This window comes from Pseudomonas sp. LAM2023 (assembly GCF_016620375.1).
In the GTDB taxonomy this organism is placed as follows: Bacteria; Pseudomonadota; Gammaproteobacteria; order Pseudomonadales; family Pseudomonadaceae; genus Aquipseudomonas; species Aquipseudomonas anuradhapurensis.
In genome coordinates this window covers 107,973-129,180 of sequence record NZ_JAENHV010000029.1, presented here as the reverse complement: position 1 = coordinate 129,180, position 21,208 = coordinate 107,973, and the positions used below count along the sequence as shown (strand labels likewise).

The window sequence follows — 21,208 nt, the reverse complement described above, 5'->3', positions numbered from 1 at the left end:
GTGACCTCGTACCAGCACTTCCCGGAAAACGCCCCAGCCTCCCCTCCTCGCTACAAGCCCTACCACGGCCCCGCCGGTGGCTGGGGTGCGCTGCGCAGCGTGGCCAAGGCCTGGGTCGGCAGCGATAACGCGCTGAAGAACATTCGCGCGCTGCTCAAGACCAACCAGAACGGCGGTTTCGACTGCCCAGGCTGCGCCTGGGGCGACTCACCCGAGAGCGGCATGGTCAAGTTTTGCGAGAACGGTGCCAAGGCGGTGAACTGGGAGGCGACCAAGCGCCGCGTCGACGCGGCCTTCTTCGCCCGCTACAGCGTCACTTCGCTGCTAGGTCAGAGCGACTACTGGCTTGAATACCAGGGGCGCCTGACCGAACCGATGGTCTACGACGCCCCCAGCGACCGCTACCTGCCGATCAGCTGGGACGCCGCCTTTGCCATGATCGGACGCGAACTCAACAAGTTGGCCAGCCCCGACCAGGCCGAGTTCTACACTTCGGGCCGCGCGAGCAACGAAGCGGCGTACCTGTACCAGCTGTTCGTGCGCGCCTACGGCACCAACAACTTCCCCGACTGTTCGAACATGTGCCACGAAGCCAGTGGTGTGGCGCTGGCGCAAAGCGTCGGGGTTGGCAAGGGCACCGTCACTTTCGACGACTTCGAACACGCCGATGCGATTTTCGTCTGGGGCCAGAACCCGGGCACCAACCACCCGCGCATGCTCGACCCGCTGCGCGATGCGGTGAAGCGTGGTGCGCAGGTGGTGTGCGTCAACCCGCTCAAGGAACGTGGCCTGGAGCGCTTCCAGCACCCTCAGCACCCACTGGAAATGCTGACCAACAGCGACCGCCCGACCAATACGGCGTTTTTCCGCCCGGCCCTGGGTGGCGATATGGCGATGCTGCGCGGCATGGCCAAGTTCGTGCTGCAATGGGAGCGCGAAGCCCAGGCCAAGGGTGAGCCGGCGGTATTCGACCACGCCTTTATCGCCGAGCACGGCCATGGCGTCGACGACTACCTGGCGGTGGTGGATGCCACACCATGGGAACACATCCAGACGCAGTCCGGCCTGCCCCTGGCCGACATCGAACTGGCTGCACGCATGTATTGCCGGGGCAAACGGGTAATCATGTGCTGGGCCATGGGCATCACCCAGCACCGCCATTCGGTGCCGACCATCCAGGAAATCGTCAACCTGCAGCTGTTGCGCGGCAATATCGGCGTACCTGGCGCAGGCCTGTGCCCGGTGCGTGGCCACAGCAACGTGCAGGGTGATCGCACCATGGGCATCAACGAACGCCCCCCAGAGGCGCTGCTCGATGCCCTGGAAAAGCGCTTTGGCTTCCCCGTACCACGGCAGCAGGGCCACAACACCGTCGAGGCGATTCACGCCATGCTCGAGGGCCGCGCCAAGGTGTTCATCGGCCTCGGTGGCAACTTCGCCCAGGCGACGCCGGATACCGAACGTACCGCCCAGGCGCTGCGCAACTGCGAACTGACCGTGCACATCAGCACCAAGCTCAACCGTAGCCACCTGGTGCACGGCAAGCAGGCGCTGATCCTGCCGTGCCTGGGGCGTACCGATATCGACCTGCAGGCCGAAGGGCCGCAGGCGGTAACGGTGGAAGACTCGTTCAGCATGGTCCACGCGTCCAATGGCCAGCTGCAACCGCTATCGCCACAGATGCGCTCGGAGCCCGCGGTCATCGCCGGTATTGCCGCCGCTACCTTGGGCAACAACCCGGTTGATTGGCGTTGGCTGGTGGCTGACTACGACCGTATTCGTGACCTGATCGGCGACACCATCGCCGGCTTTGCCGGCTTCAACCAGCGCCTGCGCCAGCCGGGCGGCTTCTACCTGGGCAACAGCGCCGCCGCCCGCGAGTGGAAGACCAACACCGGCCGAGCCAATTTCAAGGCCAACCGGCTACCGGACACGCTGCTCGACGAGCGTGTACGCGCCAGCGGCCAACTGCCGGACCTGATCATGCAGTCGATGCGCTCGCACGATCAGTACAACACCACCGTCTACGGGCTGGACGACCGCTACCGCGGTGTGCGCGGCCAGCGCGAAGTGTTGTTCGTCAACGAAGCCGACATCCTTCGCCTGGGCTTCCAGCCGGGGCAGAAGGTCGACATCGTGTCGTTGTGGGGGGACGGGCATGTGCGCCGGGTGCGGGGCTTCACCCTGCTGGCCTTCGACATCCCGGCCGGACAGGCAGCGGCGTATTACCCTGAGGTGAACCCGCTGGTACCGCTGGAGAGTGTTGGCGACGGCAGCTACACGCCGACATCGAAGTTCATCGCCATCAAGCTGGAGCGGGCGCAGGGCGACGGGCGAATCCTCTAGGTTGCGCCGGCCTGTTCGCGGCCAAAGCCGCATGTACAGGTGCAGCGTCAAGTCGAAGCCGTGTGTAGGAGCGGATTTATCCGCGATGCAGGCGACGCGGTGGACGGCACCGGCTGTACCGGTAATCGCGGCTGCAGCCCCTACAGGGAAAATCACAAGGCCTGAGTCGTGGTGTTTCTGTAGAAGCAGTTAGCCGCAAAGAGGCCAACAGCCCCAACGCCAAAAACGAAAAAAGCCCTGTTCCAGTGCGGTTCAGGGCTTCGTCATAAAAGTCTCAGACAGCGAAAAATAGATAAAGTTTCACAGCAAATACAGTAACTTAGAGAATTGTGTACAACTCGTGTTACTCGTCGGATTTCCATTGCCAGGCGCGCTTGTTAGCCTCAAATTCGCCTCGTCATCCCTATGAGGCTCTCTTGATGAAGAAGTACTCCTCGATACTGTTGTTGTCTTTCAGCTTGCTCAGCGGCGTTGCCATGGCAGGCGGCACCACCGAGGCCGGCATTGGCGGCGCATTGGGTGGGGTACTGGGCTCTGTCGTGGGCAACTCCATCGGTGGTAGCACAGGCGGCGCCATTGGTGCGGGCCTGGGCGGTGCAGCCGGTGGCGCCCTGGGTGCCGACAAACGCCAGCGTGGCGAGGCTGCAATCGGCGGCGCGCTGGGCGCTGCTGGCGGTAACGTGGTCGGTCGCTCGGTCGGCGGCACTACCGGTAGCTACATTGGCGCGGCAGCCGGCGGTGGTGCCGGTGGCGCACTGGGTAACTACCTGGGCAAGGAGGCCGACGAAGATGATTACCACGATGGCCGCCGCTACCGTCGTGGCTATGACGACGACCGTCGTCACTGGGACAATGGCAACCACTACGGCCATCGCAAGCACAGACGCCACTGGCGCGACTAACGCCTGAGGGCCCTGCCCCGGCAACAAAAGCCCCGCCCCTGCCAGCGGGGCTTTTTTATGCCGGCTGTTCCAGCATGACGCCGGACAGGATCATCTGCAGCGTCTCCGCCAGCATTACCGGCCGGCCGCTGGCGCGCTCGATGAACACCTGCACCACCGTCCCTGCCGCACAGGCCTCCGGCTCGCCCGGACGGAACAGCGCCAGGCGGTACTCCACCGTACTGCCCGCCAGGCGCGTCACCCCCAACCCGACTTCCAGCACGTCCGGAAAGCCCGGCAACGCGTAGAAATCCGCTGCGGAGCTGACCACGAACGCTGCCAGCTCGCCGTCGCGCAGGTCCAGTTCGGCCTGTTCGACAAGAAATGCCTGGATTGCAGTTTCGAAGAAGCCATGCACGGTAGCCCCGGCGATATGGCCATTGAGGTCGTTGTCCTGCGGGCGGGTAAGGATGGGGTGGAAGTGGCAGAAGGCAGTGCGTTGAGGGGATTCGGTCATCTGGCTGGCTCTTGTCTTCGCAACGGATGCTGACAGTGAAACAGAAAAACCTGATTTCCGCTGCTTGCACCGGCTCTGCGTAGCAGCGGCCTTGTGTCGCGATGGGCCGCCAAGCGGCCCCTGGATTTCAGCGTGGATGCAGAACTGGCGGGGCTGCCTGCAGCCCATCGCGACACAAGGCCGCTGCTACAAGGGGCGCGTGTCGGCCGGAAGAAACAAAAAAGCCGCCCCGAGGGGCGGCTTTCGTTGCAACCGGCTTCAGCTTACAGCTGCGGGCCAGCGGCCTTGATGGCGTCGGACACGTCGAACTTCTTGAAGTTCTCGATGAACAGCTTGGCCAGGCCCTTGGCAGCCTCGTCGTAGGCAGCCTTGTCAGCCCAGTTGGTGCGCGGGTTGAGCAGCTCGGTTTCAACACCCGGAACAGCTTTCGGCACGTCCAGGTTGATGATGTCCAGGTGCTCGGTTTCGGCACCGACCAGCGCGCCGCTCTGGATCGCAGCGATCACGGCACGGGTGGTCGGGATGCTGAAGCGCTTGCCAACGCCGTAGCCACCGCCGGTCCAGCCGGTGTTGACCAGGTAGACCTTGGAGTTGAAGCCGTTGATACGCTTGATCAGCAGCTCGGCGTACTCGCCAGCCGGGCGTGGGAAGAACGGAGCGCCGAAGCAGGTAGAGAAGGTCGACTTGATGCCGCCGCCCGAGCCCATTTCGGTGGAACCGACCAGCGCGGTGTAGCCGGACAGGAAGTGATAGGCCGCCTGCTCGTTGTTCAGGATCGACACCGGAGGCAGAACACCGGTCAGGTCGCAGGTCAGGAAGATGACTGCGTTGGGCTCGCCGCCCAGGTTCGCTTCGGAACGCTTGGCCACGTGCTCCAGCGGGTAGGCCGCACGGCTGTTCTGGGTCAGGCTGACGTCGGTGTAGTCGGCGTGCTTGTTGGCGTCGAGAACGACGTTCTCCAGCACTGCACCGTGCTTGATGGCTTTCCAGATGACCGGCTCGTTCTTCTCGGACAGGTCGATGCACTTGGCGTAGCAACCACCTTCCATGTTGAACACCACGCCCTCGCCCCAGCCGTGCTCGTCGTCACCGATCAGGTAACGGCTTTCGTCGGCCGACAGGGTGGTCTTGCCGGTGCCGGACAGGCCGAAGAACAGGGTCACGTCGCCTGCTTCGCCGATGTTGGCGGCGCAGTGCATCGGCAGCACGTCGGCAGCCGGCAGCAGGAAGTTCTGCACCGAGAACATGGCCTTCTTCATTTCGCCGGCGTAGCGCATGCCAGCGATCAGCACCTTCTTCTGGGCGAAGTTGATGATCACGCAGCCATCGGAGTTGGTACCGTCACGCTCCGGCTCGCAGACGAAGTTGGCCACGTTGAGGATCTGCCACTCGCCACGGCCAGCCGGGTTGTACTGCTCCGGGTTGATGAACAGGCAACGACCGAACAGGTTCTGCCAGGCAGTCTGTGTGGTCATCTTCACCGGCAGGTAGTGCTCGGCAGCCGCCCCTACGTGAACGTAGGAAACGAAGTGATCCTGGGCGTTGTTGAACGCCTCGACGCGGTCCCACAGGGCATCGAACTTGTCGGCCGGGAACTTGCGGTTGATCGGGCCCCAGGCAATGGCGTCCTGGGTGGAAGGTTCTTCGACGATGAAACGGTCAGCCGGCGAACGGCCAGTACGGTGACCAGTCTCCACGACCAGTGCGCCAGTATCGGCTAGTACGCCTTCACCGCGTTGCAGCGCTTCTTTTACCAGCTCATCGACGCTCAGGTCGGTGTACACGGTGTTGTTGGCTTGCGTCATGAGATACCCCATCCGGCCCGAGGCCGAGTGCTCCAAACGTTTTGTAGTTGTCTCGAAAAAACTACTACAGCGAAAAAAGTGGCCGGATTATGCCAGAAACGCCCAAAAAAAGTAGGCCCCTCCTGTCAGAACTGCGCTTTTGCGCAATTCGACAGGAAATTATCCTGTAGTTAAACGTTTCAGTGACGAGTTTCTGAGGCTACGTCCGTGCCGCCACCGGCAAACAGTTGCGCCACGTCACTGGCGTCGAAGAAATAGCGCTCGTTGCAGAACTGGCAATCGATCTCGACCTGCCCGCCGCACTCTTCCACCAACGCCTTGGCGTCCTGCTCGCCCAGACTGACCAGCGCATTGCCGGAACGTTCACGAGAGCAACTGCAATTGAAGCGCAACGGCTGGATGTCGAACAGGCGCACGGCATCTTCGTGGTACAGGCGGTGCAGCAAGGTTTCGTTGCCCAAGGCCCACTCCTCGGCCTTGAGCGTGGTGGCCAGGGCGACCACGTGCTGCCAGCTTGCTTCGCGCTCTTCGTCGTCGGGCTGGCGATCGCGCGGCAATTGCTGCAGCAGCAGGCCACGGGCCTTGCCGCCTTCGGCATGCAGCCAGAAACGGGTATTGAGCTGTTGCGACTGCACGAAATAGTTGGTGAAGCACTCTGCCAGGTTGTCGCCATTGAGGTCGACAGTACCCTGGTAGCGCTGGCCCTTGACCGGGTCGATGGTGAGGGTCAGGTGGCCGTCGGGCATCAACTCCGACAGGGTCGCGTGGGGCGGGATCTGCTCCGCTTCGTAGCGGGCCATGCCGCGGATGTCGCGGTCACCGGAACACTCGACCATCAGCAGCGGGATCGGCCCGGCCGAACGCGCCTGCAGAATCAGCAGGCCGTCGAACTTCAGCGCCCCGACCAACAGGGCAGTGGCGGCCATCAGTTCGCCGAGCAGCGTCTGCACCGGTTGCGGGTACTCATGACGCGCCAGCACCGCGGCGTAGCTGTCATCGAGAGACACCCACTCGCCGCGCACATCGCGCTCGTCGAAGATGAAACGTTGGGTGAAATCGGTATCAGGCAAGTCGCTCATAGGTTTTGGCTATCTGAGAATAATGACAAAATGGTTACAAGGGTTGTCGGAAATCGAGCGAGAACCCCGTTATAGAGCGCTTACGATGCGCTCCGCGTCCTGTTTGCAATAGAGGTATTTTATGGACAATCCACCACTGTTCCAAGCAAGGTGGTCCTTCGGGCCCTTGGCAGCCTGTACGCTGCTTCCCATCGTTCTACTGTGTTTCTGGTTATGGCCCGTTGGCCAGATCCTGTGCCTGACTTTCGACGAATGGCTGTTCCACAGCCTGAATGCCCCGCTGGCGGAAAGCACCGTCTGGCGCTACATCTGGACGCTCGGCAGCCTGCGCCCATTCGACATCGTCGTTGGCCTGATCCTGCTGGCAGTGCTTATCCGCGGCGACTGGGTGTTCAAGGCGGCACAGGTTCGCCAGGCCTTTTTCGGCTTTCTGGTCACGCTTGTCCTCTTAGTGGTGATTCGCGCACTGTTTTCCAAGTGGGTGGCTGCAATGGGCTGGCAACACGACAGCCCATCGATGGTGTTCGACAACGTCGTGCACCTGAGCGATTACTATCCGAACCTGGAAAAGGCCTGGGAGTTGAAGGACCGCTCAAGCAACAGTTTTCCCGGCGACCACGCCTCGGTTCTGCTGATCTGGGCGCTGTTCATGAGCGTGTTCAGCCGCCGCCTGGTGCAGTACCTGGTGATCTGGGGGCTGGCGCTGCTGTTCATGCTGCCGCGCCTGGTAGCTGGTGCCCACTGGGGGCAAGATGACTACATCGGCGGGTTGCTGATGGCCGTGCTGGCGTTGGGCTGGAGCTACTACACCCCGCTGGCGGCCAAGGGCAGTGCGGCGCTGATGCGCTGGACAGCGCCGTTGTTCAACCTGCTGGGCAAATTACCGTTGGTCGGACGGATGGCCGTCACCCGGTGAGGCCATGGGGCTGCTGCGCAGCCCATCGCCGGCAAGCCCGCGATGGGCCGCAACGCGGCCCCTTTCAATCGAAACTGCCATGCAACTGGTGAATCTGCCGCCGCTGCTTCTTGGTCGGCCGGCCATCGGTCGTCACCCCCAGGGCGCCCGCCTTGCGCATTTCTGCCGCCTGCTCACGGCGGCGCACGCTCTCTTCGGTTTCCTCGTACAACGTCTGCGCCTCCGGCGCCCCACGCCGCACCACCGACAGTGCTTTTACCACCACCGTGCGTTCATCGAACCCGGTGCGCAGCACGAACTCGTCGCCTACCCGCGGCTCCTTGCCCGGCTTGCAGCGCTCGCCCCGGCAATGCACCTTGCCGCTCTCGATCGCCGCCTTGGCCAGTGCGCGGGTCTTGTAGAAGCGAGCCGCCCACAGCCATTTGTCCAGGCGGACCTTGTCGTCTTCTTCGGCTTTTTGTGCCATCCCGTTACCTCGAACGCTGTGTTTCATCGAACTGTACTACCGTAACGAGCGGATGCAAAAAATCCCCGCCGTGCTTACAGTTCAACACCTCATCAGCAGGGTGCGTTTCGTGAAGACATTTGACCATTTGACAGTGATCGGCCTGCGCGAGTGGGTAGCCCTGCCCGACCTTGGCGTGGCCGGGTTGCGCGCCAAGATCGACACCGGCGCCAGCACCTCCAGCCTGCATGCCACCGAAATCGAACCGTTCGAACGCGACGGCCAGCCCTGGGTCCGCTTCACTGCCCACCTGGGTTCGGTGGTGCAACTGCGCCACCGTCGCTGCGAGGCACCGCTGGTGACCATGAAGACCATCAAGAGCTCCAATGGCCAGGCCCAGACCCGCTATGTCATCCGCACGTCACTGGCATTGGGCGATGGTGTGTGGGAGGTGGAGTTCACCCTGGCCTGCCGCAAGAACATGCGCTACCGCCTGTTGCTGGGTTCCAAGGCGCTGATCCACGGCCAGTTGGTGGTCAACCCCGGGCTGAAATACGTACAAGACAAACCGGCCTTCCCGGCCACCCTTTCCCCTGTCACAGGTGCTGCATGAAGATCGCTGTGCTGTCGCGCAATCCGCGTCTGTATTCCACCCGCCGCCTGGTCGAAGCCGGAACCCAGCGGGGCCACGAAATGGTGGTGATCGATACCCTGCGGGCCTACATGAACATTGCCAGCCACAAGCCGCAGATCCACTACCGCGGCAAACCGCTGGAAGGTTTCGATGCGGTGATCCCGCGCATCGGCGCCTCGGTGACTTTCTATGGCTGCGCAGTGCTGCGCCAGTTCGAGATAATGGGTGTATATCCGCTCAACGAGTCGGTGGCGATTGCCCGCTCGCGGGACAAGCTGCGCTCACTGCAGCTGCTATCGCGGCGTGGCATCGGCCTGCCGATTACCGGCTTCGCCCACTCGCCAGACGATATCCCCGACCTGATCCAGATGGTCAATGGCGCGCCGCTGGTGATCAAGGTGCTGGAAGGCACCCAGGGCATCGGCGTGGTGCTGTGCGAAACCACCAAGGCGGCCGAGTCGGTGATCGAGGCGTTCATGGGCCTGAAGCAGAACATCATGGTGCAGGAGTACATCAAGGAAGCTGGCGGCGCGGACATCCGCTGCTTCGTGGTCGGCGACAAGGTCATCGCCTCGATGAAACGCCAGGCCAAACCCGGCGAATTCCGTTCCAACCTGCACCGTGGCGGGGTGGCCAGCCTGATCAAGATCACGCCGGAAGAACGCATGACCGCCATTCGCGCGGCCAAGGTGATGGGCTTGAGCGTGGCGGGTGTGGATATCCTGCGTTCCAACCATGGGCCGCTGGTGATGGAGGTGAACTCGTCACCGGGGCTGGAGGGCATCGAGGTGACCACCGGCAAGAACGTGGCGGCGATGATCATCGAGCATCTGGAGAAAAATGGCGGGCCTAATCAGACCCGGACCAAGGGCAAGGGTTGAGAGCCTGGGGCTGCTTTGCAGCCCATCGCGACACAAGGCCGCTCCTACAGCAGGTCGCGCACTTTTTGTAGGAGCGGCCTTGCGTCGCGAAAGGGCCGCAAAGCGGCCCCGGTAATCACACGGCGTTACGTGGCAGCAACAGCCCCAGAGGCAGCCTTACCCGCGCCTCGATCCCGCCCCCGGAGCGGTTGCGCAGCTCCACATTGCCGCCATGCTGCGCCGCGATCCGCTTGACGATCGCCAGCCCCAACCCGGTGCCCTTGCCACCGCGCGCCCGGTCGCCGCGAATGAACGGGTTGAAGATGGTTTCCAGCTCCGACTCGTCGATCCCTGTGCCACGGTCCAGCACACTCAGCACCACGTACGGCGCACTCTCGTCGCCCGACACGTAGGCGGCCACCTCAACCCCCTTGCCGGCATGGTGCAAGGCGTTGCCGATCAGGTTGCCGAGCATGCGCTTGAGCGAAACCCGGCGCAGCGGGAACGGCGGAATCGGCTCCAGGCACAGGCGCACGCGTTCTTCCGGCTGGTTGTAAGGCGCCACCACTTCGCGCACCAGGTCGGCCAGGTCGACTTCTTCGAGCGGTTCGTCACGGCCATCGCGAATGAAGGCCAGGAACTGATCGAGGATCGCATCCATGTCCTCGATATCACGGACCATGTCTTCACTCAGCTCGCTGTCGCTGTTCAACAATGACAGCGACAGGCGCAAGCGCGTCAGCGGGGTGCGCAGGTCGTGGGACACCCCGGCGAGCATCAGCTCGCGCTCGCGCCCGGCCTGCTCGACATCCTCGGCCATCTGGTTGAAGGCCTTGTACACCTCGGTCATCTCGCTGGGCGTATCGCTGATCGGCAGGCGCACGCTGCGCCCCTGGCCGAGCAGGCGAGCAGCGAATACCAGGCGTTTGAGCGGCTGGTTCAACTGGCGCACGAAGATCCACGCCGAGGCGGTGGAAAGCAGGCCAATGGCGAGGAACCAGCCCAGCACGTTCCAGATCTTCTGCCCCCGCAGCGGGTGCGGATACAGCGGCACTTTCAGCCAACCGGGGCCCAGGCTGGGCGCGTTGACCCACAACGCCGGTGGGGCGTGAATACGCAGGCGCACCTCGGTATCATCGCCCAGCTCGGCCTGCATCTGCCGTTGATAGATTTCACTGTAGGGCCAGTGCTGTTCGCCCTCGGGTACACCCGAGCCGGTAACCCGGATAAGGCCTGCCGCTTCGGCGATCTTGTCGCGGTTTTCTTCGTCGGCAGCCCAGTAGGCGCGCAAGGTCAGCGCGACGCCGTGGCTGTACTGGCGGTCGACCAGCACGTCCTCGTTCATCAACAGGTAGACCAGGGTCAAGGCCTTGGAGAACAGGACGACGATCAACACCAGCCACAGCGTGCGGGCGAAGAAGCTTTGCGGAAACCACAGCGGTGTCTTCATCGACGGCGAGGCATCATTTGCCGGCGTTTCCGTCCGGTACGAACACGTAGCCCACGCCCCAGACAGTCTGGATATAGCGCGGCTTGGACGGGTCCGGCTCGATCATGCGGCGCAGGCGCGAGATCTGCACGTCGATGGAGCGCTCCAGCGCATCCCATTCGCGGCCACGGGCCAGGTTCATCAGCTTGTCGCGGGTCAGCGGCTCGCGTGCATGCATGACCAGCGCCTTGAGCACGGCGAACTCACCGGTGGTGAGCATGTGCACTTCGTCGCCACGCTTGAGTTCGCGGGTAGCCAGCGACAGCTCGTAGTCGCCGAAGGTGACCGACTCGTCTTCACTGCCCGGCGCACCCGGCACGCTCGGGGCTTGGCGGCGCAGCACGGCCTTGACCCGGGCCATCAGCTCGTCCGGGTTGAACGGCTTGCCGAGGTAGTCGTCGGCGCCCAGTTCCAGGCCCTTGATGCGGCTGAGCTCGTCGCCCTTGGCGGTGAGCATGATGATCGGGATCTGGTTGTTCTGCTGGCGCAGGCGCTTGCATGCCGACAGGCCGTCTTCACCAGGCAACATCAGGTCGAGCACGACCAGGTTGAACACCTCGCGCTGCAGCAGGCGGTCCATCTGCTCGGTGTTGGGCACCGCGCGGGCACGGTAGCCCTTGCTGGCGAAAAAACGCTCCAGCAGGCTGCTCAGCCCCGGGTCGTCATCGACGATGAGAATCTTTTCACCTTCAGCGGTGTTTGGCGTGCCGGTCATGAATTACTCCTCTGGTATCGCCGCGCATTATGGCGTAGCCATTGCTGCACGTTGCGTGAGCATTGTTAGCAGATTTTTCCCCGGGCGCCAGTTCCGGCTGGCCGGGCGCCATCACCGCAAGGCGGTTGCGATGGGTATAATGCGCGGCTTTCATCCAGCGCCGCCGGGCGAAAGGCCCACAGGCGCCCTCCGTATTCATCAATGTCAGGTGGTTTACATGGACAGCATCAACAGCCGTATCGCCGAGGAACTGGGCGTACGCCCCCAGCAGGTCGAGGCGGCCGTGGGCCTGTTGGACGAAGGCTCGACCGTGCCCTTCATCGCCCGTTACCGCAAGGAAGTGACCGGTAGCCTGGACGATACCCAGCTGCGCCATCTGGAAGAGCGCCTGCGCTACCTGCGCGAACTCGACGAGCGCCGCGCCAGCATCCTGGCCAGCATCGAGGAGCAGGGCAAGCTGACCCCGGAACTGGCCCGCGAGATCAAGCTGGCCGACACCAAGACCCGCCTCGAAGACCTCTACCTGCCGTACAAGCAGAAGCGCCGCACCAAGGGCCAGATCGCCCTCGAAGCCGGCCTCGGCGAGCTGGCCGACGGCCTGTTCAACAACCCTGACCTGGCTCCGGAAAGCGAAGCCGCACGTTTCGTCAGCGCCGACAAAGGCGTGGCCGACGTCAAGGCGGCGCTGGAAGGCGCCAAATACATCCTCATGGAGCGCTTCGCCGAAGACGCCGCGCTGCTCGACAAGCTGCGCAGCTTCCTCAAGCAGGAAGCCGTGCTCAGCGCCCGCGTGGTGCCCGGCAAGGAAGAGGAAGGCGCCAAGTTCCGCGATTACTTCGCCCACGACGAATTGCTGCGCAACGCGCCGTCGCACCGTGCCCTGGCGATTTTCCGCGGGCGCAACGAGGGCGTGCTGAGCGCCTCGCTCAAGGTTGGCGAAGAACTGCCCGGCACCCTGCACCCCTGCGAGCTGATGATCGGTAACCACGTCGGCATCGACAACCGCAACCGCCCGGCCGACAAGTGGCTCGGCGAAGTGGTGCGCTGGACCTGGAAGGTCAAGCTGTACACCCACCTGGAAACCGACCTGTTCGGCGAACTGCGCGACAACGCCGAAGGCGAGGCGATCAATGTCTTCGCCCACAACCTGCACGACCTGCTGCTGGCCGCCCCGGCCGGCCCGCGCGCGACCCTGGGCTTCGACCCGGGCCTGCGCACCGGCTGCAAGATCGCCGTGGTCGATGCCACCGGCAAGCTGCTGGACCACACCACGGTCTACCCGCACGCGCCGAAGAACGACTGGGACCGTACCATTTCCATCATGGCCGCGCTGTGCGCCAAGCACTCGGTGGAACTGATCGCCATTGGCAACGGTACCGCCAGCCGCGAAAGCGACAAGCTGGTGGCCGAGCTGGTCAAGAAGTATCCAGCGCTGAAGATTACCAAGGTCATGGTTTCCGAAGCCGGCGCTTCGGTGTACTCCGCCTCGGAGCTGGCCGCCCGCGAATTCCCGGACCTGGACGTGTCGATCCGTGGCGCTGTTTCCATCGCCCGCCGCCTGCAGGACCCGCTGGCCGAGCTGGTGAAGATCGACCCGAAATCCATCGGCGTCGGGCAGTACCAGCACGACGTCTCCCAGGTGAAGCTGGCGCGTGGCCTGGACGCCGTGGTCGAGGACTGCGTGAACGCCGTGGGGGTCGACGTCAACACCGCCTCGGTGGCGCTGCTGACCCGTATTTCCGGCCTCAACGCCACCCTGGCCCAGAACATCGTCGCCCACCGCGATGCCAACGGCCCGTTCGCCACCCGCGCGGCGCTGAAAAAAGTCAGCCGCCTGGGTGAGAAAACCTTCGAACAGGCCGCCGGCTTCCTCCGCGTGATGAACGGCGACAACCCGCTGGACGCCTCGGCAGTGCACCCTGAAGCCTACCCGCTGGTGCAGCGCATAGCCGCCGACACCGGCCGCGACATCCGTTCGCTGATCGGTGACAGCAGCTTCCTCAAGCGCCTGGACCCGAAGCAGTTCACCGATGAAACCTTCGGCCTGCCGACCGTCACCGACATCCTGCAGGAACTGGACAAGCCTGGCCGTGACCCGCGCCCTGAGTTCAAGACCGCCACCTTCCAGGACGGCGTCGAAGACCTCAAGGACCTGGAACCGGGCATGATCCTCGAAGGCGTGGTGACCAACGTCACCAACTTCGGCGCCTTCGTCGACATCGGTGTGCACCAGGACGGCCTGGTGCACATCTCGGCGCTGTCGGAGAAGTTCGTCAAGGACCCGCGTGAGGCGGTCAAGGCCGGCGACGTGGTCAAGGTCAAGGTCATGGAAGTGGACATCCCGCGCAAGCGTGTCGGCCTGTCCATGCGCATGAGCGATACCCCGGGCGAAAAGGTCGAAGGCAACCGCGGCGGCAACCGTGGCACCGGCGGCAACCGCCAGCAGCAGGCACCGCGCCAGCGCGAAACTGCCACTGCCGCCCCGGCCAACAATGCCATGGCCGCACTGTTCGCCAATGCCAAGCAGTTGAAGAAGAAGTGATGGACGTACCCGGCGAATACGTCGAAAGCGCCTTCAGCCAGCTACTCGGCTGCCGCCTGCAACACCTGGAGACAGGTGTTGCCGAGGTAGCCCTGGCGCTCGGGCCGCACTTGCGCAACCGTGGCCAGAAACTGCACGGCGGGGCGATCTTCAGCCTGGTGGACATAGCCATGGGCCTGGCTTGCTCGGCCAGCCATGGCTTTGACCAGCAAAGCGTGACCATCGAGTGCAAGATCAACTACATGCGCGCCGTCAGTGACGGCGAAGTGCTGTGCACGGCTCGCGTGCTGCACGCCGGGCGGCGCACCCTGGTAGTCGACGCCGACGTAGTCCAAGGCGACAAACTGGTGGCGAAAGCGCAAGGAACCTTCGCGGTTCTCTAGCTCACCAACCGCTATGTGCGGTATTTTCGGCAACGACTGGGGGCTGCGAAGCGGCCTCCGAAGTCGGCGTTGTGCAATGCCGGAACCGCATAAACCAGGCGACAACGCCAGTTCCTTTTCCCACTACCCTTGTAGACCGTCTTTTCTACCCCCATATTGGGGCGACTGACGCGTGAAGGAATACATCTTGAGCGAACTCCTCAACCGCCGCCTGAGCCTGCTCGGCGCCAATCTCCCCCTGCTCAAGCAGTGCCTGCACGGTATTGAGCGCGAATGCCTGCGTGTGACCGCCGAAGGTCGCCTGGCCCAGACGCCGCATCCGCAAGCCCTGGGGTCGGCGCTGACCAACGAGCAGATCACCACCGATTATTCCGAGTCGCTGCTGGAGTTCATCACCCCGGCCCTGCCCGACCCGGCCAAGGTGCTCGAAAGCCTCGAGGAGACCCACCGTTTCGTCTACAGCAAGCTGGGCGACGAATACCTGTGGAGCCCATCGATGCCGTGCACGCTGCCGGCCGAGGAAGACATCCCGATCGCCGAATACGGCAGCTCCAACATCGGCAAGCTCAAGCACGTCTACCGCAAGGGCCTGGCCCTGCGCTACGGCCGCACCATGCAGTGCATCGCCGGTATCCATTACAATTTCTCCTTGCCGGAGGCACTGTGGCCACTGCTGCGCAGCGCCGAAGGCAGCAGCGAGAGCGACCGCGACTACCAGTCGTCGGCCTACATCGCGCTGATTCGCAATTTCCGCCGTTACAGCTGGCTGTTGATGTACCTGTTCGGCGCCTCGCCGGCCCTGGACAAAGGCTTCCTGCGTGGCCGTCCGCATCAGCTCGAAGAGCTCGACGCCGAAACCCTGTACCTGCCCTATGCCACCAGCCTGCGCATGAGCGACCTGGGCTACCAGAGCAACGCCCAGGCTGGCCTCACACCGTGCTACAACAACCTGGCCAGCTACACCGACAGCCTGCGCAAGGCGGTGGGCACGCCCTACCCGCCCTATGTTGAAATCGGCACACACGTGGATGGCGAGTGGGTGCAGTTGAACACCAACATCCTGCAGATTGAAAACGAGTACTACTCGAACATCCGCCCCAAGCGCGTCACCTACACCGGCGAGCGGCCAATCCAGGCCCTGACCTCGCGCGGCGTGCAGTATGTGGAAGTACGCTGCCTGGACATCAACCCGTTCCTGCCGGTGGGCATCGACCTGACCGAGGCGCGCTTCCTCGATGCGTTCCTGCTGTTCTGCGCGCTGGAAGACAGCCCGCAACTGGATAACGGCGAATGCGGCCAATGCACCAACAACTTCCTGACCGTGGTCAAGGAAGGCCGTCGCCCTGGCTTGGAACTGCGCCGCAATGGCCAGCCGATCGGCCTCAAGGACTGGGCTGGCGAGCTGATCGGGCGCATCCGCCAATTGGCCGACCTGCTCGACCAGGCACATGGCGGTGACGAACACGCCAAAGCCCTGGATGCGCAGCAGGCCAAGGTTGACGACGCCTCGCTGACGCCATCGGCCCAGGTGTTGGCGCGCATGACCGAGCATGACGAAAGCTTCGTCAAGTTCGCCCTGCGCCAAAGCCATATCCACGCCGAAACCTTCCGTGAGCAGCCGCTACCGGTCGAGCGCCAGCAGGCCTTCGAGACCCTCGCCCGCGAATCGCTCGCCGAGCAGTCGCGCCTGGAGCAGCAGGAGGTGGGCGATTTCGACCTGTTCGTCGGCGCCTACCAGGCCAGTATCCTGGCGATCAGCAACTGATGACCCGCACGGCCACCCCGCGCAAGCCCCGCGCCAGCAGCCAGGCCAGGATCGCGGCGATCCTGGCGGCGGCACGCGAGCTGCTGGCCGAACAGGGGGTGGCCGCGCTGTCGATCTACAGCGTGGCCGAGCGCGCGCAGATACCGCCATCGTCGGTGTACCACTTTTTCGCCAGCGTGCCGGCCTTGCTGGAAGCGTTGACCGCCGATGTGCACCGTGCCTTTCGCGAAGCCCTGAGCGCACCGATCGACAGCGGTGCATTCACCACCTGGCATGAGCTGTCCCGGCTGATCGAGCAGCGCATGCTGGATATCTACAACGAGGATGCGGCAGCGCGGCAGCTGATTCTGGCTCAGCATGGGTTGAGCGAAGTGGTGCAGGCTGACCGGCAGCACGACATGGAGCTGGGCGACTTGATGCACAAGTTGTTCGACCAGCACTTCCATCTGCCGGTGATGCCGCTGGATGTGGATGTGTTCGCCCTGGCCATGGAGCTGAGCGACCGGGTGTACGCGCGCTCGGTGCAACTGCATGATGCAATCACCCCGCGCATGGCCGAGGAAGGCAAGCGGGTGTTCGAGGCGTATCTGGGGTTGTATCTGCCGCCATTTCTGGCCAGGCGTTCCAGCTGAGATCATTGGGGCCGCTGTGCGGCCCTTCGCGGGCACGCCCGCTCCCACAGGGTCCGCGCAAAAACTGAAACCTGCGCAGGACCTGTGGGAGCGGGCGTGCCCGCGAAGGGCTGCCAAGCAGCCCCATGGCCGACACCCATCACAGCTTGGCGATGGACACTTCAGTCGACTTCACGAAGGCAATCACTTCACTGCCCACTTGCAGCTCCAGCTCACGCACGGAGCGGGTAGTGATGACCGAGGTGACGATGCCCGAGGCGGTCTGCACGTCGATTTCCGACAGTACCGGGCCTTCGAGGATTTCTTTCACGGTGCCTTTGAACTGGTTGCGAACGTTGATGGCTTTGATGGTCATGATGTCATTCCTTCTCTAGGGACTTCCGGGGGATTAGTGCGCCCAACGCAATTGCGTGGGCAGAGGGGCGACAGGATCCGGCTCGGGCGCAGCGCCCGGGGCCGACAGCACTCGGTTGAGCACTTCGCTCTCCAGCGCGGCCAGGCGGTGCGAACCACGCGCCCGGGGCCGTGCCAGGTCGACAGTGAGATCGAGCCCGACCTCACCGTCCTCGATCAGGATCACCCGGTCAGCCACGGCAACCGCCTCGCTGACGTCGTGGGTGACCAGCAGCACGGTGAAGCCGTGCTGGCGCCACAGGCGTTCGATCAGCTGCTGCATCTCGATACGGGTCAGTGCATCCAGTGCACCGAGCGGCTCGTCCAGCAGCAGCAGGCGCGGCTGGTGGATCAGCGCCCGGGCCAGGGCCACGCGCTGCTTCTGGCCACCGGAGAGCGCTGCCGGCCATTCGTTGCCACGGTCGGCCAGGCCAACGGCCTCCAGGGCTTGCAGCGCACGCGGGCGCCAGTCGCCGGACAGGCCCAGGCCGACGTTGTCGATCACCTTCTTCCACGGCAGCAGGCGCGCATCCTGGAACATCAGGCGGGTTTCTTCGCGGGCCTCTTCCAGCGCTGCGGCGCCAGCCAGCAGCTGGCCTGCCGTAGGCTGGTCGAGGCCGGCCAGCAGGCGCAGCAAGGTGCTCTTGCCGCAGCCACTGCGGCCGACGATGGCGACGAACTGGCCAGCCGGGATATGCAGCTCGATGCCCTTGAGCACTTCACGCTGGCCGAAGGTCTTGCGCAGGCCGCTGGCAGCCAGCGGGATACCACGCAACAGGCGTGGCGGCTGTTCCTTGAGCACAGTCATGCGCCCTCCTTCTTCGCCACTTGATAGGCCGGGTGCCAGCGCAGCCACACGCGCTCCAGGCCCCGCGCAGCAAGGTCGGCAAGCTTGCCGAGCACGGCGTACAGGACGATGGCCAGTACCACCACGTCGGTCTGCAGGAATTCGCGGGCGTTCATTGCCAGGTAGCCGATGCCGGCGTTGGCCGAGATGGTTTCGGCAACGATCAGGGTCAGCCACATGAAGCCCAGGGCAAAACGCACGCCGACCAGGATCGATGGCAAGGCCCCCGGCAGGATCACCTGGCGGAACAGGCTGAAGCCGGACAGGCCGTAGCTGCGCGCCATCTCCACCAGCGCCGGGTCGACATTGCGGATGCCGTGATAGGTGTTCAGGTAGATCGGGAACAGCGTGCCCAGCGCGACCAGGAAAACCTTCGCCGACTCGTCGATACCGAACCACAGGATCACCAGCGGAATCAGCGCCAGGTGCGGCACGTTGCGGATCATCTGCACCGAGCTGTCGAGCAGGCGTTCGCCCCAGTTCGACAAGCCGGTGATGAAGCCCAGCACCAGGCCGATGCTGCCACCAATGACGAAGCCCAGCCCGGCGCGCCAGCCACTGATCGCCAGGTGCGACCAGATATCGCCACTGCGCACCAGCTCGACGCCGGCGCTGACCACCGCGCTGGGCGCCGGCAGGATGCGGGTCGACAGCCAGCCGGCGCTGACCGCCAGCTGCCAGGCGGCCAGCAGCAGGACCGGCAGCGCCCACGGTGCCAGGCGCTGGCCAAGGCTATTGGAAGTTGCACGACTCATGGCCAGGCCCTCAACTTTGCGCAACGGACTTGGGCAGGATGTCGTTGGCCACCATCTCGCCGAACGGGCTGACGTAGCCGCCGGCCTTGGCTTGCTCCGGGCGCTGCACGTCCAGGTGCGGGAACAGCAGCTCAGCCACCCGGTACGACTCTTCCAGGTGCGGGTAACCGGAGAAGATGAAGGTGTCGATGCCCAGCGCGGCGTATTCCTTGACCCGCGCCGCAACGGTCGGGCCATCCCCGACCAGCGCGGTACCGGCACCACCACGCACCAGGCCGACGCCAGCCCACAGGTTGGGGCTGACTTCCAGCTTGTCGCGGCTGCCGTTGTGCAGCGCCGCCATGCGCTGCTGGCCGACCGAGTCGAAGCGCGCCAGCGAGGCCTGGGCACGGGCGATGGTGTCGTCATCCAGGTGCGAAATCAGCTTGTCGGCGGCAGCCCAGGCTTCTTCGTTGGTTTCCCGCACGATCACGTGCAGGCGGATGCCAAAGCGCACCTCGCGGCCCTGGGCAGCGGCTTTCTCACGTACCTGGGCGATTTTTTCCGCAACCGCGCTCGGCGGCTCGCCCCAGGTGAGGTACAGCTCTACCTGCTCGGCAGCCAGGTCCTGGGCGGCTTCGGAGGAGCCGCCGAAATACAGGGGCGGGCGTGGTTGCTGGATCGGCGGGTACAACAGCTTGGCGCCCTTCACCTGGATATGCTTGCCGTCATAGTCGACCACCTCGCCTTCCAGCACTTTGCGCCAGATACGGGTGAACTCCACAGACGCTTCATAGCGTTCCTGGTGGTTCAGGTGCAGGCCGTCGCCGGCCAGTTCGTCCGGATCACCGCCGGTCACCAGGTTGAACAGCGCGCGGCCATTGGACAGCCGGTCGAGGGTTGCCGCCTGGCGTGCCGCCACGGTGGGCGAAATGATGCCGGGGCGCAGGGCAACCAGGAATTTCAGCCGCTGGGTCACCGGGATCAGCGACGCTGCGACCAGCCAGGAGTCCTCGCAGGAACGCCCGGTAGGGATCAGCACCCCACCAAAACCGAGGCGGTCGGCCGCCTGGGCGATCTGCTGCAGGTAGCCGTGATCGACAGCGCGGGCGCCATCCGAGGTGCCCAGGTACTTACCGTCACCGTGCGTGGGCAGAAACCAGAAAATGTTCAGGCTCATTGGAGTTGTCTCCTCAAGGGGGCTCGGCCAGGGCAAGGCCCCGGCGCGGCAAGTCAATCAAGGCGCACTGGCGACCTTGGCCGGGGGTGTCCAGATCACGTCCTTGATGCTCAGCGGCTTGGGAATCAGCTTCAGTGCCTGGAACGTGTCGGCAATCTTCTGTTGCGCGGCCACCACTTCCGGGGTGAGCGCTGCGGCGCCATAGCCCTGGCGCTTGACCGAGGTCAGGGTGATGTCGGCGGGCAGGCCGAGCAGCGGTGCGACTTGCTCGGTCACCTGCTGCGGGTTGGCCTGGGACCACTGGCCCACCGCACGGACTTCTTCGATCAGGGTGTTGATCACCGCCGGGTGCTGGGTCGCATAGTTGCGGGTAGCGAGGTAGAACTGGTGGTTGTCGACCAGCCCTTTGCCGTCGCGCAGGGTACGCGCCTGCAGCTGTTGCTCGGCAGCCGCCTGGTAGGGGTCCCAGATCACCCAGGCATCGACGCTGCCGCGCTCGAAGGCGGCGCGGGCGTCGGCCGGTGGCAGGTAGACGGGCTGGATGTCGCTGTACTTGAGGCCGGCATCCTGCAGCGCGCGGACCAGCAGGTAGTGCACGTTGGAGCCCTTGTTGAGGGCGACTTTCTTGCCCTTGAGGTCCTTGACCGACTGTACCGGCGAACCCTTCGGCACCAGGATCGCCTCGCTGTGCGGCGCTGGCGGCTCATAGGCGACGTACAGCAGGTCGGCACCGGCGGCCTGGGCGAACACTGGCGGCGTTTCGCCGGTGACACCGAAATCGATGGAGCCGACATTCAACCCTTCAAGCAGCTGCGGGCCGCCGGGGAATTCGGTCCACTGCACCTGCACGCCCTGCTCGGCCAGGCGCTTCTCCAGCGTGCCTTTGGCCTTGAGCAGCACCAGGGTGCCGTATTTCTGATAGCCGATACGCAGGCTCTCGGCCTGGGCTTGGGTAATGGCGCCGAAGGACACAGCCGCCGCAAACAGGGCGACCAGACCGCGACGCAAGAAGACTGTGCGCATGGCGCTCTCCTGTGCGATGGGG

At 64.2% G+C, this 21,208-nt stretch carries 19 protein-coding genes and 1 pseudogene; 9 read left to right on the top strand and 11 right to left on the bottom strand.

From position 1 onward, the window contains the following. On the top strand, positions 1–2,346 hold the full coding sequence (locus JKP78_RS18920; RefSeq protein WP_200627204.1) for an FdhF/YdeP family oxidoreductase: 2,346 nt from the start codon (positions 1–3) through the stop codon (positions 2,344–2,346). Positions 2,347–2,765: 419 nt separating this feature from the next. Beyond that, the gene (locus JKP78_RS18915) at positions 2,766–3,248 is read left to right on the top strand and encodes a glycine zipper domain-containing protein (RefSeq protein ID WP_170027825.1); all 483 of its coding nucleotides are present in this window, start codon (positions 2,766–2,768) and stop codon (positions 3,246–3,248) included. A gap of 55 nt (positions 3,249–3,303) precedes the next feature. Here JKP78_RS18915 and JKP78_RS18910 read toward each other — a convergent pair whose 3' ends face one another. From JKP78_RS18910 to hslO, 3 genes are all read right to left on the bottom strand, one after another. Further along, positions 3,304–3,744, bottom strand: coding sequence for an acyl-CoA thioesterase (locus JKP78_RS18910; RefSeq protein ID WP_186687594.1), 441 nt, complete (start codon positions 3,742–3,744; stop codon positions 3,304–3,306). A gap of 263 nt (positions 3,745–4,007) precedes the next feature. Continuing rightward, positions 4,008–5,549: a phosphoenolpyruvate carboxykinase gene (locus JKP78_RS18905; protein WP_170027823.1), complete on the bottom strand. Its 1,542-nt coding sequence runs from the start codon at positions 5,547–5,549 to the stop codon at positions 4,008–4,010. 179 nt (positions 5,550–5,728) lie between these two features. Next, positions 5,729–6,628 (bottom strand): Hsp33 family molecular chaperone HslO, encoded by a 900-nt coding sequence (gene hslO, locus JKP78_RS18900; protein WP_170027822.1) that lies wholly within the window; start codon positions 6,626–6,628, stop codon positions 5,729–5,731. A 121-nt stretch (positions 6,629–6,749) separates the two neighbouring features. On the opposite strand from hslO, the gene JKP78_RS18895 reads away from it, so the two are divergent. Next, the gene (locus JKP78_RS18895; protein WP_186687608.1) at positions 6,750–7,544 is read left to right on the top strand and encodes a phosphatase PAP2 family protein; all 795 of its coding nucleotides are present in this window, start codon (positions 6,750–6,752) and stop codon (positions 7,542–7,544) included. 64 nt (positions 7,545–7,608) lie between these two features. Here the strand turns inward: JKP78_RS18895 and JKP78_RS18890 are convergent, their stop codons facing one another. Then, positions 7,609–8,010, bottom strand: a complete 402-nt coding sequence (locus tag JKP78_RS18890; RefSeq protein WP_186687611.1) for an RNA-binding S4 domain-containing protein — start codon at positions 8,008–8,010, stop codon at positions 7,609–7,611. A gap of 109 nt (positions 8,011–8,119) precedes the next feature. On the opposite strand from JKP78_RS18890, the gene rimB reads away from it, so the two are divergent. After that, the gene (rimB, locus tag JKP78_RS18885; protein WP_420831029.1) at positions 8,120–8,602 is read left to right on the top strand and encodes a retropepsin-like aspartic endopeptidase RimB; all 483 of its coding nucleotides are present in this window, start codon (positions 8,120–8,122) and stop codon (positions 8,600–8,602) included. Continuing rightward, positions 8,599–9,504 (top strand): 30S ribosomal protein S6--L-glutamate ligase, encoded by a 906-nt coding sequence (gene rimK, locus JKP78_RS18880; protein ID WP_200627202.1) that lies wholly within the window; start codon positions 8,599–8,601, stop codon positions 9,502–9,504. The genes rimB and rimK overlap by 4 nt, the downstream gene beginning before the upstream one ends. Positions 9,505–9,619: 115 nt before the next feature. On the opposite strand, the gene JKP78_RS18875 is transcribed toward rimK, so the two are convergent. Then, on the bottom strand, positions 9,620–10,933 hold the full coding sequence (locus JKP78_RS18875) for an ATP-binding protein (protein ID WP_170027819.1): 1,314 nt from the start codon (positions 10,931–10,933) through the stop codon (positions 9,620–9,622). Between the two features lie 13 nt (positions 10,934–10,946). After that, complete coding sequence (gene ompR / locus JKP78_RS18870) at positions 10,947–11,687, bottom strand: osmolarity response regulator transcription factor OmpR (RefSeq protein ID WP_170027818.1); 741 nt, start codon at positions 11,685–11,687, stop codon at positions 10,947–10,949. Between the two features lie 217 nt (positions 11,688–11,904). On the opposite strand from ompR, the gene JKP78_RS18865 reads away from it, so the two are divergent. The 4 genes from JKP78_RS18865 to JKP78_RS18850 all read left to right on the top strand — a co-directional run bounded on the left by JKP78_RS18865 (position 11,905) and on the right by JKP78_RS18850 (position 17,009). After that, positions 11,905–14,229, top strand: a complete 2,325-nt coding sequence (locus JKP78_RS18865; protein ID WP_170027817.1) for a Tex family protein — start codon at positions 11,905–11,907, stop codon at positions 14,227–14,229. Continuing rightward, positions 14,229–14,612 (top strand): PaaI family thioesterase, encoded by a 384-nt coding sequence (locus tag JKP78_RS18860; protein WP_170027816.1) that lies wholly within the window; start codon positions 14,229–14,231, stop codon positions 14,610–14,612. The genes JKP78_RS18865 and JKP78_RS18860 overlap by 1 nt, the downstream gene beginning before the upstream one ends. Before the next feature lie 187 nt (positions 14,613–14,799). After that, a complete protein-coding gene (gene gshA / locus JKP78_RS18855) occupies positions 14,800–16,377 on the top strand; it encodes a glutamate--cysteine ligase (protein WP_200627200.1) in 1,578 nt (525 codons plus the stop codon). Continuing rightward, positions 16,377–17,009, top strand: coding sequence for a TetR/AcrR family transcriptional regulator (locus JKP78_RS18850; RefSeq protein WP_200627198.1), 633 nt, complete (start codon positions 16,377–16,379; stop codon positions 17,007–17,009). Before gshA ends, JKP78_RS18850 begins: the two co-directional genes overlap by 1 nt. Before the next feature lie 139 nt (positions 17,010–17,148). Here the strand turns inward: JKP78_RS18850 and JKP78_RS18845 are convergent, their stop codons facing one another. The 5 genes and pseudogenes from JKP78_RS18845 to JKP78_RS18825 form a co-directional block, all read right to left on the bottom strand. Further along, complete coding sequence (locus JKP78_RS18845; protein ID WP_003255829.1) at positions 17,149–17,364, bottom strand: TOBE domain-containing protein; 216 nt, start codon at positions 17,362–17,364, stop codon at positions 17,149–17,151. 33 nt (positions 17,365–17,397) lie between these two features. Next, positions 17,398–18,235 (bottom strand): annotated as a pseudogene (gene ssuB / locus JKP78_RS18840) (aliphatic sulfonates ABC transporter ATP-binding protein). Continuing rightward, positions 18,207–19,004: an aliphatic sulfonate ABC transporter permease SsuC gene (gene ssuC, locus JKP78_RS18835; protein WP_186687622.1), complete on the bottom strand. Its 798-nt coding sequence runs from the start codon at positions 19,002–19,004 to the stop codon at positions 18,207–18,209. Before ssuC ends, ssuB begins: the two are co-directional and overlap by 29 nt. A 10-nt stretch (positions 19,005–19,014) precedes the next feature. Next, entirely contained in the window at positions 19,015–20,163 is a 1,149-nt protein-coding gene (gene ssuD, locus JKP78_RS18830; RefSeq protein WP_170027810.1) for an FMNH2-dependent alkanesulfonate monooxygenase, read from the bottom strand. A 57-nt stretch (positions 20,164–20,220) separates the two neighbouring features. Beyond that, positions 20,221–21,186, bottom strand: a complete 966-nt coding sequence (locus tag JKP78_RS18825) for a sulfonate ABC transporter substrate-binding protein (RefSeq protein WP_170027809.1) — start codon at positions 21,184–21,186, stop codon at positions 20,221–20,223. Positions 21,187–21,208: the final 22 nt, after the last annotated feature.

What these genes read in the sequence shown, in the direction of transcription:
- ssuC (WP_186687622.1), bottom strand. Translation starts at nt 19,004, where the DNA reads ATGAGTCGTGCAACTTCCAATAGCCTTGGCCAGCGCCTGGCACCGTGG.
- JKP78_RS18910 (WP_186687594.1), bottom strand. Translation starts at nt 3,744, where the DNA reads ATGACCGAATCCCCTCAACGCACTGCCTTCTGCCACTTCCACCCCATC.
- JKP78_RS18915 (WP_170027825.1), top strand. Translation starts at nt 2,766, where the DNA reads ATGAAGAAGTACTCCTCGATACTGTTGTTGTCTTTCAGCTTGCTCAGC.
- ssuD (WP_170027810.1), bottom strand. Translation starts at nt 20,163, where the DNA reads ATGAGCCTGAACATTTTCTGGTTTCTGCCCACGCACGGTGACGGTAAG.
- rimK (WP_200627202.1), top strand. Translation starts at nt 8,599, where the DNA reads ATGAAGATCGCTGTGCTGTCGCGCAATCCGCGTCTGTATTCCACCCGC.
- JKP78_RS18905 (WP_170027823.1), bottom strand. Translation starts at nt 5,549, where the DNA reads ATGACGCAAGCCAACAACACCGTGTACACCGACCTGAGCGTCGATGAG.
- ompR (WP_170027818.1), bottom strand. Translation starts at nt 11,687, where the DNA reads ATGACCGGCACGCCAAACACCGCTGAAGGTGAAAAGATTCTCATCGTC.
- JKP78_RS18860 (WP_170027816.1), top strand. Translation starts at nt 14,229, where the DNA reads ATGGACGTACCCGGCGAATACGTCGAAAGCGCCTTCAGCCAGCTACTC.
- JKP78_RS18875 (WP_170027819.1), bottom strand. Translation starts at nt 10,933, where the DNA reads ATGAAGACACCGCTGTGGTTTCCGCAAAGCTTCTTCGCCCGCACGCTG.
- JKP78_RS18845 (WP_003255829.1), bottom strand. Translation starts at nt 17,364, where the DNA reads ATGACCATCAAAGCCATCAACGTTCGCAACCAGTTCAAAGGCACCGTG.
- JKP78_RS18895 (WP_186687608.1), top strand. Translation starts at nt 6,750, where the DNA reads ATGGACAATCCACCACTGTTCCAAGCAAGGTGGTCCTTCGGGCCCTTG.
- JKP78_RS18825 (WP_170027809.1), bottom strand. Translation starts at nt 21,186, where the DNA reads ATGCGCACAGTCTTCTTGCGTCGCGGTCTGGTCGCCCTGTTTGCGGCG.
- hslO (WP_170027822.1), bottom strand. Translation starts at nt 6,628, where the DNA reads ATGAGCGACTTGCCTGATACCGATTTCACCCAACGTTTCATCTTCGAC.
- JKP78_RS18890 (WP_186687611.1), bottom strand. Translation starts at nt 8,010, where the DNA reads ATGGCACAAAAAGCCGAAGAAGACGACAAGGTCCGCCTGGACAAATGG.
- JKP78_RS18850 (WP_200627198.1), top strand. Translation starts at nt 16,377, where the DNA reads ATGACCCGCACGGCCACCCCGCGCAAGCCCCGCGCCAGCAGCCAGGCC.
- JKP78_RS18865 (WP_170027817.1), top strand. Translation starts at nt 11,905, where the DNA reads ATGGACAGCATCAACAGCCGTATCGCCGAGGAACTGGGCGTACGCCCC.